Consider the following 17,376-nt stretch of genomic DNA (forward strand, 5'->3'; position numbering starts at 1 on the left):
GGGGAGCTTTGTCGGGTCGAGAAGAACCGGGCCGGATCTTCAGACGGCCTGAAGGCTGCCGTCACTCGAGTCCGGCCTTGGCCAGGCCTTCGAGCAGGTGGTCTGTGTGGGACGGATCGCTGAAGTTGCCGGCATAACCGCCTGCATCGAAAAACGGACTGACGCGCTTCAGCCTGGCCAGCGCCGCGGCGGCTTGGTCGCGTTGTCCAAGCTGCCCGTGCGCCGCGGCCAGGACGGCTGGTGGCACGGGATTTTCGTTGAACCGGCGACTGATGCGTTCCAACAGCCGGACCGTGTCCTCGTACCGCCCGAGAAGGTAGTAGGAGAGGCCCAGGTTCACGACCCACATGACCACCGGCTCGGGGTCCAGGCGCAGTGCCAGCTCCAGCGACTGCGCGGCAACCGCCGGATCGCCCGACCACATTGTCAGGTTGCCAAGGATGGCATGGCTCACCGGGTCGTTGGGGTTCAGTTCGATCGCCCGCTCCACGGTCTCGGTGGCCTGCGCAAGCTCGCCTTGAAAGGTGAGGGCCTGAGCCAGGAGTGCATGGGCGGCGGCGTGACGGTCATCGAGGGTGACCGCCTGTTCCGCCAGTTCCCGTGCGCGCGCCAGCGCACGGCCTTGCCACTCGGTCCAGCCATAGAGAAAGCCGTTCATGTGGCTCCAGCCGAGTGCGACGAGCGCATCGACATAGCGCGGGTCGATCTCGAGTGCCCGCTCGAAGAGGGCGCGCGCCTCCAGATTGGCGCTGCGCTCGACCCGGCGGAGGTGATGACGCCCGCGCAGCACGTAGTCGTAGGCGTCGAGCTTTTCGGTTGGCTTCCGGAACACCCGATCCTGTTCGAGCCTGGTCAAGCGCACCGCCAGGGCACCGACCACCTGGCGTGCAATGTCGTCCTGAAGCGCGAAGATATCGGCGATGTCCCGGTCGTAGCGCTCGGACCAGAGGAGCAGGCCGCGCCGGGCATCGGTCAGTTGGACGGTCAGGCGCAGCCGGCCATCGGTTCTCCTGAGTGTCCCGCCGACCACATAGCGGACATTCAGATCTTCGCTCAACTGCTCCGGCGCGACGGCTTTGCCCTTGTATGGCGCCACCGCATTCCAGGAGAGCACGAAGAGGTTGGAAAAGCGGCCGAACTCGGTGGTCACGCCTTCGGTGATTCCGTCGGCGAAATAAGTCTCTTCACCCGCCGCGCCCGGTTCTTCAAACGGCAAGACCGCAATGGTGGGCTTGCTTTCGGTTTCGGCCTCAGCATCAGTGTCGCGGGCGTCCTTGACAGGGTCGGAGGGCGCCGCGATCCAGAACGCGCCCAGGCCGGCCAGAAGCAGAACCAGCGCCACGCCGGCGGCGGCTGTTACGCGCCCGAAAGAACGGCGGTCCTGCTTGGGCAGGGGGCGCTCACCCAAGCCGACGGCATAGACCCTCACCGGATCGGCGATGTTCTTGACCCGGACCTCGCCGCGGTCGACCAGGGGCAGCGCCAGCTTGTCCTTCACCTGGTCGTAGACCGCGGCGGACACCACGATGCCGCCGGGATCGGCCAGCGATTCCAGGCGCGCCGCCACGTTGACGCCGTCGCCGAAGATATCGTCTGCGTCGACGATGACATCTCCGAGATTGATGCCGATGCGGAACTCGAGCTTGCCGTCCGGACTGAGCCCCGCATTGCGCTCGGCCAGTGCGGCTTGGATCGCGACGGCGGCCGATACGGCATCGACGACGCTGGGGAAGTCGGCAAGAACCGCATCGCCCGCGGTTCCGACAATGCGTCCGCCACCCTGCGAAATGTGGGTATCGAACACGGCCAGATAGGCCTTTAGCCGTTGATGCGTCCCGGCCTCGTCGGCCTGCATCAGGCGGCTGTAGCCGACCACGTCGGCATGGAGGATGGCGGTAAGCTTGCGATTGGCCGTTGTGGTGCCCTCCGAATTCGGCTGATCAGACTCGGCCCAGGATCAATCGGCCAAGGGTCAAACCGATGAATTTATTCCGATGCACTTCACGGAGTGTTTCGTTGCGGAACCGGACCCGCGTGGTTAGCGTCGGACTCGGGAACCGATTAGCCTCCTGCCCCACGGCACCGTCTTATCCCATGACGGTGTTCCCAGGGATGACAGAGTGAAGCACAAGGAGGGCGGATTCAATGTTCGCGCCGCGCGCAGTGACCCTCATGGCAATCTGCTTGATCGTGTTTGCGCTGGACGCCCGCGCCGGCGAACTCGTGAACAAGGACGGTGCCGATCTGGCGATCAAGGGCTACGATCCGGTCGCCTACTTCACCGAAGGCCGCCCGATTGCGGGTGTTCCGGAGTTCGAGCAAACCTGGCATGACGCGGTCTGGCGCTTCTCAAGTGCCGAGCACCTCCGGCTCTTTGCGCGCGATCCCGAGCGCTATGCGCCCCGCTATGGCGGCTTCTGTGCCGGTGCCATGGCGAACGGCTGGAAGGTGACGGTCGATCCCGAGGCCTGGACCATCATCGACGGCAAGCTCTATCTGAGTTTCCGCAAGGACCTCATCAAACGGTTCGCGCAAGATCCCGTCGAGAATGTGGCCAAGGCCGATGCCAATTGGCAGCGCATCGGACACAGCGAATAGTGGCACGCTTCATCGCCTGCACGGTGGTGGTTCCGATTCCCGGCGGAGCCAATGGTCTCCCCCTGCATCTGGAGCCGGGGCCGGTGATGGACTATCGTTCGCGCCGACCCTCCCGGTGAGTCCCGCTGCGGCATAGATTCGGCACGCGCGGGGGTAGGTATGGGGAGCGCCGCTTCTCCGGGATCGAACGTTGCGAGGAGAGGGATCATGTGGCGCGGCATTGCGATCTTCCTGTTCGGCGGCCTGCTGGGAACCGCCTTCGGTGTGGCGGTGGGCTTCTTCGTCTATCCCTTCGTGTTCCCGCCGCCGGAGGCCATGGAGACCCTGACCGCCGAGGAGCGCAGCACCCTGGTGGCCCGCGGCGAATTCATTCATGCCAACCCCTCCGACCCCATCCACTACGGCAAGGGCAAGGTCAACGTCTATGAGGCCGTGGTCCACCTCGACGCCGACTTCGAGGTGGGGCCGGGGCCGAAGTTCCACGTCTATCTGGTGCCGAACCGCGAGGTCCGCGACGAGGCGGCGGTGGAGAGCACCATGTTCGTCGATCTCGGCCGCTTGCGCGCCTTCAAGGGCAGCCAGAAGTATCCCGTTCCGGCGGGCGTCAATCTGAAGGACTATCCGAGCGTGGTGATCTGGTGCGCGCAGTTCGGGGTGCTGATCTCGCCGGCCGACCTGTCCTTCGAAAGCTGAACCGAGGGCAGTCAGAGAGGCGTCGTCAGAGGGGCGTCGCCGGCAGCCGCCGGGCGTAGTCGGCGATCTCGTTGCGGAACCAGACATGGGCCGGGTCGTTGTGGCGCCGAGGATGCCAGACCATCTGCAGATCGAAACCGGCGAGCGCGAAGGGCAGGGGGAAGACCTCCAGGCCGCCGCCGCAGCCCAGCGCCAGGCGCTCGGGAAACACGCAGACGAGATCCGAGGTCTGAATCAGCGCCGGCGCCAGCAGGAAGCTCGGCAGCGAGACCAGGACCCGCCGGCTCCGCCCGAGCGCGCTCAGGGCCCGGTCCACCGCCCCGACGAAACCGCCGCCTTCCGGTGACACCAGGATATGGTCCAGGGCGCAGAAAGCGTTCAGGTCCGGCGGCTGTGACCCGCGCGGATGGCCCCTGCGCTGCACGAAGACGAAGCGCTCCCGCAGCAGCAGGCGCGCCTTCGCCGCGTTGAGGGTGACGAAGCTGGTGACGATGGCGGCATCCAGCCGACCCGTTTCGAGATCCTGCCAGACGCTTGCGCTGTGGAAGGGCATCATCGCCAGGCGGATGCCAGGCGCCTGGCGGTGCAGATGGTCCACCAGGCCGCCCGCCAGGACCGCGTGGACGTAATCCGTGCCGCCCAGGCGAAAGGTCTCCTCCGCCGCCATCGGATCGAAGGCGACCTCTTCGCGCAGCAGACCCTCCGCGTCCTGAAGCAGCGCCCTCAGCGGCGCGCGCAGGGCCTCGGCGCGGACCGTGGGCACCATTCTGCGTCCCGAGGCCACCAGCAGCGGGTCGCCGAAGAGCTGCCTGAGGCGCGCGAGCTGGGCGGACATGGCCGGCTGGCTGATACCGATGCGCCGCGCGGCACCGGTGACGCTCTCCGCGCCGAGCAGCGCATCCAGGGAGCGCAGCAGGTTCAGGTCGAGATCCTTCGTATCCATTCAGGTTATTCTAGATATCAAATTCATCGATTTGAATTATGTCTCCTTGACCCTCACCTTCCAAGGCATCACGGACAGTCAGGGCCCGAAACAGCGCAAGGGCGCCGGGGCCAGGGGCGGAAGGACGACGGCAATGAAGATCGGATTCATCGGCAGCGGCGCCATGGCGCAGGCCTTGGCGGAAAAGTGGCGGGGCAAGCACGACCTGTTCTTCAGCGGCAGGAACCTGGAGAAGGCCGCGCAGGTGGCCGCGGGGTTCGGCGCCAAGTCAGGCCCCGCCGCCGAGGCGGCCGCCTTCGGCGAGGTCGTGGTGCTGGCCACCCGCTGGGAGGATGCGCTCGATGCCGTCGCGCAGGCCGGCGGCGATGCCGCCTTCGCCAGCAAGGTGGTGATCGACATCAACAATCCGGTCAGCGTCGAGACCTTCCTGACCACGCGGGACGACGGGCGCTCGCTGACGCAGGCGCTCGCCGAAGCCCTGCCCGGGGCGGAACTGGGCAAGGCCTTCAACATGGCTCAGGCCGCGGTCTGGGCGGACCCGGACATGACCTACGACGGCCGCACCCTGGTGACCCTCTTCACCGCCGACAGCGAGCGGGCCTCGGAGGTGATCGCCGGGCTGATCCGCGACGTCGGCTCCGAGCCCCTGAGGCTCGGCGGCAACGCCCACGCCTACCAACTGGAGGCGGCGGCAGCGATTGTCATCAAGTTCCTCTTCGCCGGCCGCGACCCGCACACCGTCTTCAACTTCATCCAGCCCGACGTGCGGGCGATCCGGTAAGGGGCTGCGGCAGGCGTTCAGTACGACAGCCCGGGGGTCTGGTGCAGGTAGCGGTCGTCGGTCACCTGGCGCAGCAGGAAGCCGGCGACGTCGGCCCGGGAGATCTTCAGCGTGAGGTCCTTTGCCGTCGGCAGGAAGCCGTGCCGGTAGGCGCCGGTGGCCGGGCCGTCGGTGAAAGCCGCGGGGCGGACGATCACCCAGTCGAGGCCGCTGTCCCGCACCAGGGCTTCCTGGGCCTGATGGTCGGCATAGGCGGCGCGCAGCAGCAGCCCGAACATGATGCGCTTCCAGAAGAAGGTGAGCAGGGGGCGGCTGTCGCCGGCGCCGAGGGTCGACTGACAGACCAGCCGGCGAACGCGGTGGTGCTGCATCGCCGCGATGACATGCCGGGTGCCGGGCGCGCGCACTCCGCCCTTGTGCCCGGCGCCGAGGGCGACCACCACCGCGTCGTGGCCTTTGACGGCGTCCATCACCGCGGCCCGGTCCAGCACGTCGCCGGCGACCGGGGTGAGATGGGGATGCGCCAGCTCAAGGGCGGCTGCCCGGCGCGCGAAGGCGGTCACCTGGTGGCCCTGGTCGAGCGCCTGTTCCACCAGCTTGCGTCCGACGCTGCCCGTCGCGCCAAAGACAATCAGCTTCATGATCGGCTCCCATCGCTTGACACGGTGTAAATTGACACAGTGACAAGTAGATGGTACTTGACATCATGTCAAGTGAAAACCTCGAAACCCGCGAACGCATCCTCAAGGCCGCGCTGGACCTGCTGCAGGCGGGCCGAGGCCAGGGGGTGCGGATGAGCGATATCGCCCGGCGGGCGGGCCTCAGCCGGCAGGCGGTCTATCTGCATTTCCCCACCAGGGCGGAGCTGCTGATTGCCGCGACCCACCATCTCGACGGCCTTCTGGACGTGGAGGCGCGCCTGCGGCCGAGCCGCACCGCCGGCTCCGGGGTCGAACGCCTGGAGGCCTACATCGCGGCCTGGGGTGCCTACATCCCGGAAATCTACGCCATGGCAAAGGCGCTGCTGGCCATGCGCGACAGCGATGCCGCGGCAGCCGAGGCCTGGGACCGGCGCATGCAGGACATGCGCGAGGGCTGCGCGGCGGCCATCGACGCCCTGGTGCGCGACGGCATGCTCGCGCCCGGACAGACGCCGGAGCAGGCGACGGACCTGCTCTGGACCCTCCTCTCCGTGCGCAACTGGGAACAGCTCACCCAGGCCTGCGGCTGGCCGCAGGACCGCTACGTCGCGGCGATGCAGGCGACGGCGCGGCGGCTCTTCGTGGCGGAGTCTGCGCCTGCGGCCCGCCGGCCTCAGAGGAATTCATCGCCCGCGAAGTAGGGCCGGAGCTTCGCCGGCAGGCGCACGCGCCCCTCGGCTGTCTGGTGGTTTTCCATCAGCGGCGCCAGGATCCGCGGGCTGGCGACCGCCGTGTTGTTGAGGGTGTGGACCAGGCGCACCCGGCCGGCCCGATTGCGGAAGCGCAGATTGCCCCGCCGCGCCTGCCAGTCGTGCAGGCTGGAGCAGCTATGGGTCTCGCGGTAGCGGTCCAGCGACGGGACCCAGGTCTCGATATCGTTCATGCGGAATTTTCCCACACCCATGTCGCCGGTGGCGCACTCGACCACCTGATAGGGCAGTTCGAGATCCTGCAGCAGGGCCTCGGCGTTGGCCAGCAGGCGGGCATGCCAGCGCGCCGACTCTTCCGGGTCGTCGCGGCACAGCACGAACTGCTCGACCTTGACGAACTGGTGCACCCGCAGCAGGCCGCGGACATCGCGCCCGGCGCTGCCGGCCTCGCGGCGGAAACAGGGCGAGATCCCGGCATAGAGGATCGGCAGTTGCTCCTCCTCCAGGATCTCGCCGCTGTGCAGGCTGTTCAGCACGGTCTCTGCCGTGCCCGACAGCAGCAGGCCGTCCCGCGGCACGCGGAAGGCATCTTCCTCGCCGAAGGGAAAGTGGCCGGAGGCGACGAAGGCCGCCTCGCGGGCCAGGGCCGGCACGCTCATCACCGTGAAGCCGCGCGCGGTCAACTGCTGCAAGGCGTGCAGCATCAGCACCTGTTCCAGAAGCGCCAGACGCCCCTTGAGGGCGTAGCTGCGCGAACCGCAGACCTGGGCGACGCGGGTGAGCTCGGCCCAGCCGTTGAGCGCCATGAGTTCGACGTGGTCGCGCGCCGTGAATTCGAAGCGCGGCGGCGCGCCCTCCCGGCGCAGGACCAGGTTCGCCTCGGCATCGGCGCCCTGCGGCGCGCCCTCCCAGGGAATGTTGGGCACCCGCAGCATCAGTGCGTCGAGTTCCGAGCGGTCTTGCGCCAGCCTTTCCTCCAGGTCGGCGATCTCGGGATCGAGGGCGCGGGAGCGCTGCACCTGCTGGGCGCGGTCCTCGCCCGAGAGCTCCTTGATCGACGCGCTCAGCCGCTTCTTCCGGGCGCGCAGGTCCTCCAGCCGGGTCTTGGCTGATCGGACCGCGGCGTCCAGCGCCAGCAGCCGGTCGAGGTCCAGCGCGATGCCCTTGGCCGCGATGGCACGGCGCACCGCATCGGGGTTTGCGCGGATGAATTTGAGGGCGAGCATCTTGCCTCCGTTTCCGGGTCCGGGGCGCCCGGCGGAGGCTCATCATGAAAAAAGGCTCAGCCGGAGCGGCGGAGCCTTGGGGTTGAGCTATGGACTGATCGCGGTCAGCGCAAGCGCCACCCACCCGGCCCCAGAGGGTCGAGGGAGTTCACCTGCGCGGACGATCGAACACCAAGCCATTGCATGACGCGACCCTGCCACGGGAGGGGTTGCAGGTCAATGAATGGCCGGGAGGGAACCGCCTTGCCGGAAGAGGACCGGGGGCTGCAGGGCTATCGCATATGTGCGGAGGGAGATTTCCTCGTGTTTCGAGACGGCCTTTCAGGCCTCCTCAACATGAGGAAATCCCAGCCATGGAAATCCTCCCTCATGCTGAGGAGGCCGCGCAGCGGCCGTCTCGAAGCATCTGGCCGCCACATGCGATGGCCCTGCCAGGGGATTGTGTGATGCCGGGGCTACTCCAGATAGAGGCGGACGCTGCCGTTGCTGTCGGCGGCCTCCAGCTCCAACTCACCGAGGGTGCGGATCAGGCTGTCGAGCTGTGCGTCCGACATTTCGAAGATGTCGTCTTCGATGCCCTTCTCCCTGAGTCGCTCGTTGATCTTATCGCGCTTCGCCTCTGGGATGAGGGCGCGCATCTTGATGCCGGCGCGCAGCAGGTCGAGCGGTATGCGCATGCGGAAGCCTTCGTCCTTGCCGTCCTTGCCGACGCCGCCCGCCTCCACCTTCAGGAAGCGTGGCGCCGGGCGCGCGGTTTCCGCCGGCGGCAGCGCGGGCGGTGCGCTGTCCAGCGCCGCGAGGAGGCGCTGGCCCTCCTCGGCGGTGATCGTCCCCGCCGCCACCATGTCGAGCACGCGTCTGGTCTCGTCGCTCATCGCTTTGGTCCCTCCAGAACATCGTCATCCGGTTGCCGCAACGCCGCCAGGGCCTCTTCGGCCGAGATCTCGCCCCGTTCCAGGCGGTCGAGCACGCCGGCAGCACCGGCCCGCGGCGCCTTCTCCTCCACCGCCCTGGGCTCTTCCACCACCTCGGCGAAGTCGAGCCGGCCCGCCAAGCGGTTCAGCCGCGCCTTGATGGTGGGATAGCTGACCCCGAACCAGCGCTCCATCTGCTTGATGGACCCGTGGCAGTGGATGAAGGCGGCGACGAAGGCCTGATCGTCGGCGTCCAGCAAGGCCAGCGGCGGCGGCGCGAAGGCCCCCTCGATGGCGATCCCATCCCCGGCCGTGCGCACCCGCTCGACGATGAAGTCCTGCCCGCCGGTGAGTTGCGTAAGCTTGCGCCAGTCCAATGCCATGACCCTGCACCGATAAATTTATAGGTTCATTGTGCCTCTATCGGTAAAATAATTCAATATCAAAATTAAATATATTAATTCTCGTGCCTTTGCGTTGCCACCACGATGCCCAAAGGCTTCAGCCGGGTCCTGCGGCGCTTGAAGGGACTGGCGGGTGACCCGTTTCAGGGCCGATGCGGTCTACGAAGTATCTGGACGGAACCTTCCCAGGTCGACGGCATACCAGACTTCTTCGAAGTCATGGCTGCTTTGCGGACGTCTGCAGACGCAAGCCGTTGCCGGTCTTCGCGCATGGTCCTTACCGGACATTGCGTGCTGGAAAAATCACCTTCCCGGCCGTCTTGAACCGGTGTTCGTAGTAGAACCCTGCAGGGCACAATATCGGTAGCTCGGAATTCACATCGAGTAGGGCTGTGGCGCAAAGACCTTATTTCAAGAAATCGATCCAAGAGTTGGAGGCGCTATTTGCGCAGTCGGATCGCGACCCGGCGATCTTGGATCTCCTCAAGTCGGAACTTCGCCACCGCAGAACGCAACGCGCGCAGACGCTCGCGAAGAAAGTGTCAGCGGCGAGCGGCGTGGCAAAACCTATCGAAACACAAGCGCAGTCGGCATCGCGAAAAGCAAGCCCTGCCGCGAGACCGGCACCTCCTGAGACAAAGCAGGCGACTTCCGCACCTCTACCCGTGACCGCCAAACGCGCAGATCTCGGTCCAAAGCCACCCGTAACAAATGGACCCGAAAGCATACTGCGGGCTTGGACTGCACTAGAGGTGCTTTCGCCGCAAGGATACCGGCGGGAAGCTGATCTGGTGGCTGGAGAAACGGCGCGGATCGCGCGTTTTGATGAGAGAGGACTGCCATGGGAGCACGGGGAGCGCTCAAGACCCAAGAAACGCCTTTATTATGAACTTATCCTAGGCGCGATTGCGCTCGCCCCAGCGTTCGACGCGCTCCTGAAACTATATGCAGATCGCAGACCTGACGCGCCGAGCATGCAAGGGTATTCTCCATTGGCGAGTGTCCTTTTGGACAAGGATGGAAAGCCGCTCGATGATGACGTCAGTTTCGTTGTGTCGAGCTTCGCTTGGGGTGTTCCTGTTGCCCTCCAAGGTGATCTGAAAGCGCTGGCAGCCTGGCCGCAGCATGAGCGCGATCTACGTAAAAACTTCAGCAAGCGCCTAATCAAGAAAGACGACAATGGCGAGGTAGTTCCTTTAACAAAGGCGCACATCGCAAATCTCTATGAGTATCTGGTTGGGACGTTGAACCTTTCCGGGCATACATTGAGAGAGCCGTATTTCGCCCTCCGCCGGTACGAATTCTATGCCAGCAAGACGCCGCCCGAACCTGGGTTGCTGAATTCCTTCTTTCTGGAAGATCTTGCGACAGCGCGTGAACTCTATGCGAAAGGCGCAGTCCCGCATTCCCTTCGATACTATTTGGGCATTCAGCAACCGGCGGTCCGCACCGATCTCCTAGAAGACGAAAGCGGCCTGCAGCATATCCTGCAACCCGCACTTACGCCGCTTGGGCGATGGCCGGGCAATGGCCGCTTTCCTCTTGCGATGTTGCAGCAAGCGGCCGTCAACGCCACGCAAGCCCAATGTATGGATACCGGCATACTGGCTGTCAACGGACCGCCAGGTACAGGAAAGACCACTCTTCTAAGAGATGTTGTCGCCGCCCGAATCGTAGAACGCGCAAGCGCGATGGCCTCATACAAGAAGCCCTCCGATGCGTTCACGCCTACCCGCCAGACCCTGCAAAGAGGCGGCGCAAAAATTACACTGCACGAGCTGAACAAACGACTCAAGGGCTACGAGATGGTCGTAGCATCTTCGAACAACAAGGCTGTGGAGAATGTCAGTGCGGAGTTGCCCGTATTAGACGCCATAGCGGATGACGCGAGAGAGCTGCGCTATTTCAAGGCGGTCTCCGACAACATTTTGGAACGGGATAGTTGGGGCGTCATTGCCGCTGTTCTTGGTAATTCATCAAACAGGTATTTGTTCTCGCAAGGCTTCTGGCGCGACGAGGAAAACGGGCTATCCACATATCTCAACCACGCTTGCGGATTGCCGCAGGTGGTGAGCGAGCCGCAGGAAGACGGACCGCCCAAGAAGCGCAACCGACATATCATTGACCGCGAGCACCCTCCTTCAAATCAGCGCGAAGCACTAAAGCGTTGGGAAGCGGTGCGTACCGATTTTGCTAGTAAGCTGAAAGCCTCCGAAGCTTCGCAAGCCAAGCTTCAGAAGATTCACAATCAGGTTGTGCACGCACACGGTCTTCGCCTGGAGCTTGATGGGCTGGCGTCGGAGATCCTGACATTGGAAGATGAGTGCCCCGGTCTTGAGGCGCAGCTTGCCGGGGCACAGAAACGGCACGACCTTGCGAAGAAGCACCTGATGTCGAGCCGTGAGAACGAAGCATCGCATCGAAAACTACGGCCGGGATTCTTTGCGAGACTTTTTGGAACCGCTCGCTTCAGGAACTGGAAAACAGGATATCAGGATATTGGACAGACGCTGCGGCAGTCCGAAGCCTTGGAGATGGATTCGCGGAAAGCACTTGAGACCTTGTGCTCGAAGCTCTCACAGACCAGGAATGAAGTCGAGACCAAGCGTGGGCGTAAAGCGGCGCTAGAGGGCGAGCTTGTGGCACTCGAAGAACATTTGGCGAGGGAAAAGGATTCGCTCAGCTCTACCGTGCCGGACACATCGTTCTTCGGTCTGCCCCATGAAGATATTCAGCAGGCGAGTATCTGGTTTGGCGAAGCCGAGAACCGTATCCGTGAAGACCTCTTTGAAGCAGCGATCCGCCTTCATCGCGCGTTTGTGGATGGCGCAGCCGATCCGCTGCGCCAGAACCTTTCCATATTTGTCGAGTCCTTTGGGACGCGCTCGCTCGGAACACCCCAAAAGGACGCCCTGATCGGTGATCTATGGGCATCGTTCTTTCTGGTCGTTCCAGTGGTCTCGACAACCTTTGCGTCCGTGCATCGCATGTTCTCGCGGCTGGAACCGGAGACGCTGGGTTGGCTACTGATTGACGAGGCCGGTCAGGCACTGCCCCAAGCTGCTGTTGGCGCAATAATGCGCACCAAAAAGTCGGTGGTAGTCGGCGATCCGCTTCAGATCGAACCTGTAGTCACGCTTCCTAACACGCTCACGGAAGAGATTTGCGGATACTTCGGTATCGATCCCCTCAAGTACAATGCGCCCGAAGCGTCCGTACAAACAATGGCAGATGCGGCGAGCATATACTGTGCCCGTTTTCCCATCGGCAGTGGGCACCGAGATGTCGGCGCGCCACTGCTTGTTCACCGCAGATGCGACAGCCCGATGTTCGATATCTCGAATGAGATCGCCTATGCGAACCTCATGGTTCAGGCGAAGAGACCTTTAGCGCAGAACCCGGTACTTGGCCGCTCTTGCTGGATCGATATTGCTGGAAAGCCTGGCCCCGACAAATGGTGCGCGGATGAAGCCAAGGCCCTGATCGATATACTGCAAAGGCTTCGTTCTGCGGGAGAGGACGCAGACCTGTACATCGTCACACCTTTCGTAATCGTACAAAACAATCTCCGTCAAGAACTGCTCAAGAGTAGCGTCCTTAAAGGCTGGGTGGATAAGTCGGAGAGTTGGGTATGGGAGCATGTCGGGACGGTCCATACGGTTCAGGGACGTGAAGCCAAGATCGTCTTCTTTGTGCTTGGTGCTCAGGAACCCTCGCAAAATGGCGCGCGCGCATGGGCAGGTGCGCGTCCCAATCTGGTGAATGTTGCCGTCACGCGTGCGCAGGCATCGCTTTATGTGATCGGTAACCGCAGCCTCTGGAAATCAGCGGGCATCTTTTCTACGCTGAACAGATACTTGTGAAATGAACATGAAATAATGGCTGTGGACACGCGAGAGCTTGAACGAAGAATCACCGCCGTACAATGACACCGATCAGCGCTTATCACTCCGCTTCGCTGAGCATGGTGAGGCCGAGGGCTTGGGCTTCTTTTGGTTTTGGAGCCGACATCGGCGTCCGGTGCCGCGATTGGCCTAGGGGCTGAGGGCGCCTTCTGGGCCGAAGGACTCGACGAGCCAGTTGCGGAACCGCTTCACGACATCCAGATGGGCCGCGGTGTCGGGGACGACGACCACGTAGGGATGCAGCGAATGGATGGTCCCTTCGAGGGGGCAGACCAACTCGCCCCGGTCGATCATGTCGCGGAGCAGGAGGCGGTGTCCCATGGCGACGCCGCCGCCGGCGCGCGCGGTGTCGATGGCCATGCTGTAGTGGGTGAAGAACTGGCCATCCCCGCCCAGTCGGTCCGCGATCCCGGCTTCCGTCAGCCATCTTGGCCAGTCATCCGGCCAATAGGTGTCGTGGAGCAAAACGCAGCGCGAGAGATCTTCCGCGGTTCGGATGTTGTGGAGCTCCGCATAGCCCGACGTACAGACCGGCGTCAGTGCGTCCTGGCCGAGCACCGTCGCCTTCAACCCGCCTTGCGCAGGCGCGCCGTAGCGGATACCGATGTGCGCGTCGGACTTTGCGAAATCGACGACCTCCGCCTCGGCCGAGATCACGATGTCCAGGTGGGCCGCCGAGGCTTGAAACGCGGGCAGTCGCGGCACGAGCCAGAGCGACGCGAAAGCCGGCAGAACGGTCAGCTTAAGGTGTCCGCGAACCCGGGAACCGGCGACGCGTTCGGTCTCGGTTTCGAGAATGTTGAAGGCGTTTCTGGCCGCGGAGTGATAGCGCCGGCCGGCGTCCGTCAGGGTCACGCCCCGGCCAGTCCTGCTAAACAGTGGGACTCCGAAATACTGCTCCAATTGAGTGATCTGCTGACTGACGGCCCCCTTTGATACCCTCAGGTCTGCCGCTGCGCGAGAGAAACTCTCAAACTCGGCGGCCAGCTCGAAGTACCGCACGGCCTTCAGGGGTGGCATTACTCTGGTCACTGTTTAGGAAATCTGTTCTGTTGTTCAGAATTTGATTATTGATGTGTTCCCCGGTTACGTCAAATCTGGCCCTTATGGCCAGCCCAGGAACGCGGGAGGCGCGCATGCCGTTGAGCGACCAGCAGCTCCAGGACCTCGAAACCGACGGATTCATCATCCTGCCGGACCTCTTCTCCCAGGCCGAGATCGAGGCGATCCGAGGTCGCCTTCCGCGCCTCTTCGCCGAGGACAGCGAGGCAAACGTCATCGAGCGCCATTCCGGCGAGGTTCGCACGGCGATGGGCCTGCATTTGCGCGACGATCTCTTCGCCGACCTGGTCCGTCACCCGCGCCTGGTCGAACCCGCCCTTCAGGTTCTGAACGAGCCGGTCTACGTCCAGCAGGTCAAGGTGAACGTCAAGGCGGCCTTCTCCGGCGAGGTCTGGCAGTGGCACACCGACTTTGCGACCCATCACAAGGACGATGGCGTAAGGCTGCCGCTGGCGCTGAACCTGCACATCCTCCTGGACGAGGTGACGGAGTTCAACGGGCCGCTCTACTTCCTGCCCGGCTCGCACCGCGCCGAAGAGCACCCCGCACGGCTGGACGACGAAACCACCAGCTATCCGCTGTGGGTCACCGACCTCGACCGCGTCCGCGACATGGCGAACCGCTGCGGCATGGTCTCGGCGACCGGCAAACCCGGCACCGTCCTGATCTTCCACGACACGCTGCTGCATGGATCGCCCAACAACATGTCGCCCTGGGACCGCGCGATCTTCTCCCTGATCGTCAATCCCGTCTCCAACGCCTATACCGCCCCCACGCGGCCCGACCACAAGCACCACCGCGATCTGACGCCGGTCGAGCCGCTCGCCGACGATTGTCTCGAGCGTTACGGAACGCCCAGCGTGGCGATCTCGGCATGAGCCCGGATGCCCTTGCCGCAGCCGGCAACGCCTTCGATGACTCGCTGGATACGTACTTCAGAAACGGTCTTGCCGATGCCGACGGCGATGTCGCCGCTTTGATTCGTGCCGAAGGCGACCGCCAATCCCGCGGTATCGAGTTGATCGCCTCGGAGAACGTCGTCAGCCGGGCCGTGCTTGAGGCCCAAGGATCGTGGTTCTGCAACAAGACGGTCGAAGGCTATCCCGGGGCGCGCTACCACGGCGGCGCGGAGATTGCGGACGCGCTGGAGACTCTGGGCGAGCGCCGTGCCTGCGCGTTGTTCGGCGCGCGGCAAGCGAACCTCCAACCCCACTCCGGAAGCCAGGCCAACCTCGCGGTCTTCTCCGCGCTTCTGAAGCCGTCCGACCCGGTCCTCGGCCTGGATCTGAAGTGCGGCGGCCACCTCAGTCACGGGTCAAGCGCCAACATCAGCGGCAAGGTCTACGATATCCGCGCCTACGGCCTGCGCCCGGATGACGGCCGCATCGACATGGACCAGCTGCGCGACGCCGCCAGGAAGCACCGCCCGAAACTGATCGTCGCCGGCGGCTCGTCCTATCCACGGGAACTGGACCTCAAGGGCTTTCGCGAGATCGCCGACGAGGTCGAAGCACGCTTGCTTGTGGACATGGCGCACTTCGCCGGGCTTGTCGCGGGCCAGGTTCTCGGCAACCCCGTGGACTACGCCGACATCGTCACGACCACAACCTACAAGTCCCTGCGCGGGGCGCGGGGCGGTATGATCCTGTGGAACGACGAAGGGCTGTCGCGCCCGCTGCGCTCCGCGGTCTTCCCGGGCGTCCAAGGCAGCCCCTTACTGCACATGATGGCGGCGAAGGCCGTGGGGCTCGGCGAAGCGCTGCAGCCGGCCTTCAAGGACTATGCGCGCCGCGTTCGAAACAACGCGCGGGCCCTGGCGGACGAAATGATGAACTGCGGGTTGAAGGTGGTGACCGATGGCACCGACACCCCGTTGATCCTGGTGGACCTGAGCGGTCTGGAGACCGACGGACAGACAGCCTCCGACGCGCTGGCGGCCATCGGCATCACCTGCAACAAAAACCTGATCCCAAACGATCCCCGGCCGCCGTCCACGGCGTCCGGACTGCGCTTCGGCGTTTCGGCGATGACGTCTCGTGGTATCCGGGAGTCGGATATCCGCCGCGTGGGCAGGTGGGTCGCGGATTGCCTGCTCGGCCGCATGCAGGATACCGGCCGCGTGCGCCAGGACGTCGAGCGCATGGCGCGCAGCTTCCGATACTATCCGATGCCGTAACGCGGCAACGGGTCGCCCCCGGAGCCCCGCTCACCCTATGAGGTCCTGCCACTCCGCTTCGCTGAGCATGGTGAGGCCCAGGGACTCGGCCTTCTTGGCTTTGGAGCCGGCGTCGGCGCCGACCACCACGTAGTCGGTCTTCTTGGAGACCGAGCCGGCGACCTTGGCGCCGAGGGCCTCGGCCTTGGCCTTGGCCTCGCTGCGGGTCATGGTCTCCAGGCTGCCGGTGAAGACCACCGTCTTGCCGGCCACCGGGGAGGTGCCGCCGGCCGTGGCGGGGGCGGCCTCGATGGTGAGCTGGGCGGCCAGGTCGTCGAGTACCGCGAGGTTGTGGTCCTCGCCGAAGAAGTCCACCAGGTCGTCGGCCATGGAAAGGCCGATGCCCTCGATGTTGCAGAGCTCGGCGTAGTGCTCCCCCACCTCCTCGGGCTTGCGGGCTTCCCGCGCCGCGGCGCGCTGCTTTTGCGCCTCGATCATGGCGCCGCGCAGCCCGGCGAAGTCGCCGTAGCTGCGTGCCAGCAGCTTGGCCGTGGCCTCGCCGATCTGGCGGATGCCCAAGGAAAATACCAGGCGGTCGAGACCGATGGTCCGCTTCGCTTCGATGGCGGCGGTCAGATTTGCGGCGGAGAGATCGCCCCAGCCTTCGCGGCCCGCGATGTCGTCCTCGTGGTCGGGCAGGCGGAAGATGTCCGCCGGCGACTTGATCAGGCCGTCCTGCCAGAAGGCCTCGATGTGCTTGCCGCCCAGGCCTTCGATGTCGAAGGCGTTGCGGGAGACGAAATGCTTCAGCCGCTCGACGATCTGGGCATCGCAGATGAGGCCGCCGGTGCAGCGGCGCACGGCTTCACCCTCTTCGCGCACCGCGTGGCTGCCGCAGACCGGGCAGCGCTCCGGAAAGACGTAGGGCTGTGAGTCCTTGGGCCGTTTGGCGGTCACCACCGAGACCACCTGGGGGATCACGTCGCCGGCGCGCTGCACGATCACGTGGTCGCCCTCGCGGATGTCCTTGCGGGCGATCTCGTCTTCGATGTGCAGGGTGGCGCGAGAGACCACGACGCCGCCCACCGTGATGGGCTCCAGGTTGGCGACCGGGGTCAAGGCGCCTGTGCGGCCGACCTGGATCGAGATTTGGTGCAGCAGGGTCTCCGCCTGCTCTGCCGGGAATTTGTGCGCGGTCGCCCAGCGCGGGGCGCGGCTGACGGCGCCGAGGCGTTCCTGCCAGTCCAAGCGGTCGACCTTGTAGACGATGCCGTCGATGTCGTGGGGCAGCTCGGCGCGGGCGCCCTGCACCTCGCGATAGAACGCGAGCACCTCATCCAAAGT

The 17,376-nt window shown here is 64.6% G+C and carries 15 protein-coding genes; 7 read left to right on the forward strand and 8 right to left on the reverse strand.

The features are described 5' to 3' along the window. Positions 1–61: 61 nt before the first annotated feature. Entirely contained in the window at positions 62–1,891 is a 1,830-nt protein-coding gene (locus tag Q0996_RS24570; protein WP_299626588.1) for an adenylate/guanylate cyclase domain-containing protein, read from the reverse strand. 254 nt (positions 1,892–2,145) lie between these two features. On the opposite strand from Q0996_RS24570, the gene Q0996_RS24575 reads away from it, so the two are divergent. After that, positions 2,146–2,598, forward strand: a complete 453-nt coding sequence (locus tag Q0996_RS24575; protein ID WP_299626544.1) for a YHS domain-containing (seleno)protein — start codon at positions 2,146–2,148, stop codon at positions 2,596–2,598. A 207-nt stretch (positions 2,599–2,805) separates the two neighbouring features. Continuing rightward, positions 2,806–3,291 carry a DM13 domain-containing protein gene (locus Q0996_RS24580; RefSeq protein WP_299626547.1) on the forward strand — a complete coding sequence of 162 codons (486 nt, stop codon included), beginning with the start codon at positions 2,806–2,808 and terminating at the stop codon, positions 3,289–3,291. 25 nt (positions 3,292–3,316) lie between these two features. On the opposite strand, the gene Q0996_RS24585 is transcribed toward Q0996_RS24580, so the two are convergent. Beyond that, the gene (locus Q0996_RS24585; protein WP_299626550.1) at positions 3,317–4,234 is read right to left on the reverse strand and encodes a LysR family transcriptional regulator; all 918 of its coding nucleotides are present in this window, start codon (positions 4,232–4,234) and stop codon (positions 3,317–3,319) included. A gap of 133 nt (positions 4,235–4,367) precedes the next feature. On the opposite strand from Q0996_RS24585, the gene Q0996_RS24590 reads away from it, so the two are divergent. Beyond that, positions 4,368–5,015, forward strand: a complete 648-nt coding sequence (locus tag Q0996_RS24590) for an NADPH-dependent F420 reductase (RefSeq protein ID WP_299626553.1) — start codon at positions 4,368–4,370, stop codon at positions 5,013–5,015. Positions 5,016–5,032: 17 nt separating this feature from the next. On the opposite strand, the gene Q0996_RS24595 is transcribed toward Q0996_RS24590, so the two are convergent. Continuing rightward, positions 5,033–5,656 carry an NAD(P)-dependent oxidoreductase gene (locus Q0996_RS24595; protein ID WP_299626556.1) on the reverse strand — a complete coding sequence of 208 codons (624 nt, stop codon included), beginning with the start codon at positions 5,654–5,656 and terminating at the stop codon, positions 5,033–5,035. A gap of 65 nt (positions 5,657–5,721) precedes the next feature. Between Q0996_RS24595 and Q0996_RS24600 the strand changes: the two genes are divergently transcribed. Beyond that, a complete protein-coding gene (locus Q0996_RS24600) occupies positions 5,722–6,357 on the forward strand; it encodes a TetR/AcrR family transcriptional regulator (protein ID WP_299626558.1) in 636 nt (211 codons plus the stop codon). Here the strand turns inward: Q0996_RS24600 and serS are convergent. From serS to Q0996_RS24615, 3 genes are all read right to left on the reverse strand, one after another. Further along, positions 6,330–7,592: a serine--tRNA ligase gene (serS, locus tag Q0996_RS24605; RefSeq protein WP_299626561.1), complete on the reverse strand. Its 1,263-nt coding sequence runs from the start codon at positions 7,590–7,592 to the stop codon at positions 6,330–6,332. The two genes, Q0996_RS24600 and serS, sit on opposite strands and share 28 nt — an antisense overlap. A gap of 455 nt (positions 7,593–8,047) precedes the next feature. Continuing rightward, on the reverse strand, positions 8,048–8,467 hold the full coding sequence (locus Q0996_RS24610; protein ID WP_299626564.1) for a hypothetical protein: 420 nt from the start codon (positions 8,465–8,467) through the stop codon (positions 8,048–8,050). Continuing rightward, complete coding sequence (locus Q0996_RS24615) at positions 8,464–8,889, reverse strand: DUF2089 domain-containing protein (protein ID WP_299626567.1); 426 nt, start codon at positions 8,887–8,889, stop codon at positions 8,464–8,466. The genes Q0996_RS24610 and Q0996_RS24615 overlap by 4 nt, the downstream gene beginning before the upstream one ends. Positions 8,890–9,302: 413 nt before the next feature. Here Q0996_RS24615 and Q0996_RS24620 point away from each other — a divergent pair, with 413 nt between their 5' ends. Beyond that, positions 9,303–12,773: a DEAD/DEAH box helicase gene (locus tag Q0996_RS24620; RefSeq protein ID WP_299626570.1), complete on the forward strand. Its 3,471-nt coding sequence runs from the start codon at positions 9,303–9,305 to the stop codon at positions 12,771–12,773. Between the two features lie 171 nt (positions 12,774–12,944). Here Q0996_RS24620 and Q0996_RS24625 read toward each other — a convergent pair whose 3' ends face one another. Then, positions 12,945–13,835, reverse strand: coding sequence for a LysR substrate-binding domain-containing protein (locus Q0996_RS24625; RefSeq protein WP_299626573.1), 891 nt, complete (start codon positions 13,833–13,835; stop codon positions 12,945–12,947). Positions 13,836–13,951: 116 nt separating this feature from the next. On the opposite strand from Q0996_RS24625, the gene Q0996_RS24630 reads away from it, so the two are divergent. Continuing rightward, positions 13,952–14,755 (forward strand): phytanoyl-CoA dioxygenase family protein, encoded by an 804-nt coding sequence (locus Q0996_RS24630; RefSeq protein WP_299626576.1) that lies wholly within the window; start codon positions 13,952–13,954, stop codon positions 14,753–14,755. Further along, positions 14,752–16,053, forward strand: coding sequence for a serine hydroxymethyltransferase (gene glyA, locus Q0996_RS24635; RefSeq protein ID WP_299626579.1), 1,302 nt, complete (start codon positions 14,752–14,754; stop codon positions 16,051–16,053). The genes Q0996_RS24630 and glyA overlap by 4 nt, the downstream gene beginning before the upstream one ends. Before the next feature lie 30 nt (positions 16,054–16,083). Here glyA and ligA read toward each other — a convergent pair. Next, positions 16,084–17,376 (reverse strand): NAD-dependent DNA ligase LigA (gene ligA / locus Q0996_RS24640; protein ID WP_299626582.1); only part of this gene is annotated, 1,293 nt, incomplete at its 5' end.

The organism is Pelagibius sp. (assembly GCF_028289705.1).
Lineage (GTDB): Bacteria > Pseudomonadota > Alphaproteobacteria > Kiloniellales > Kiloniellaceae > Pelagibius.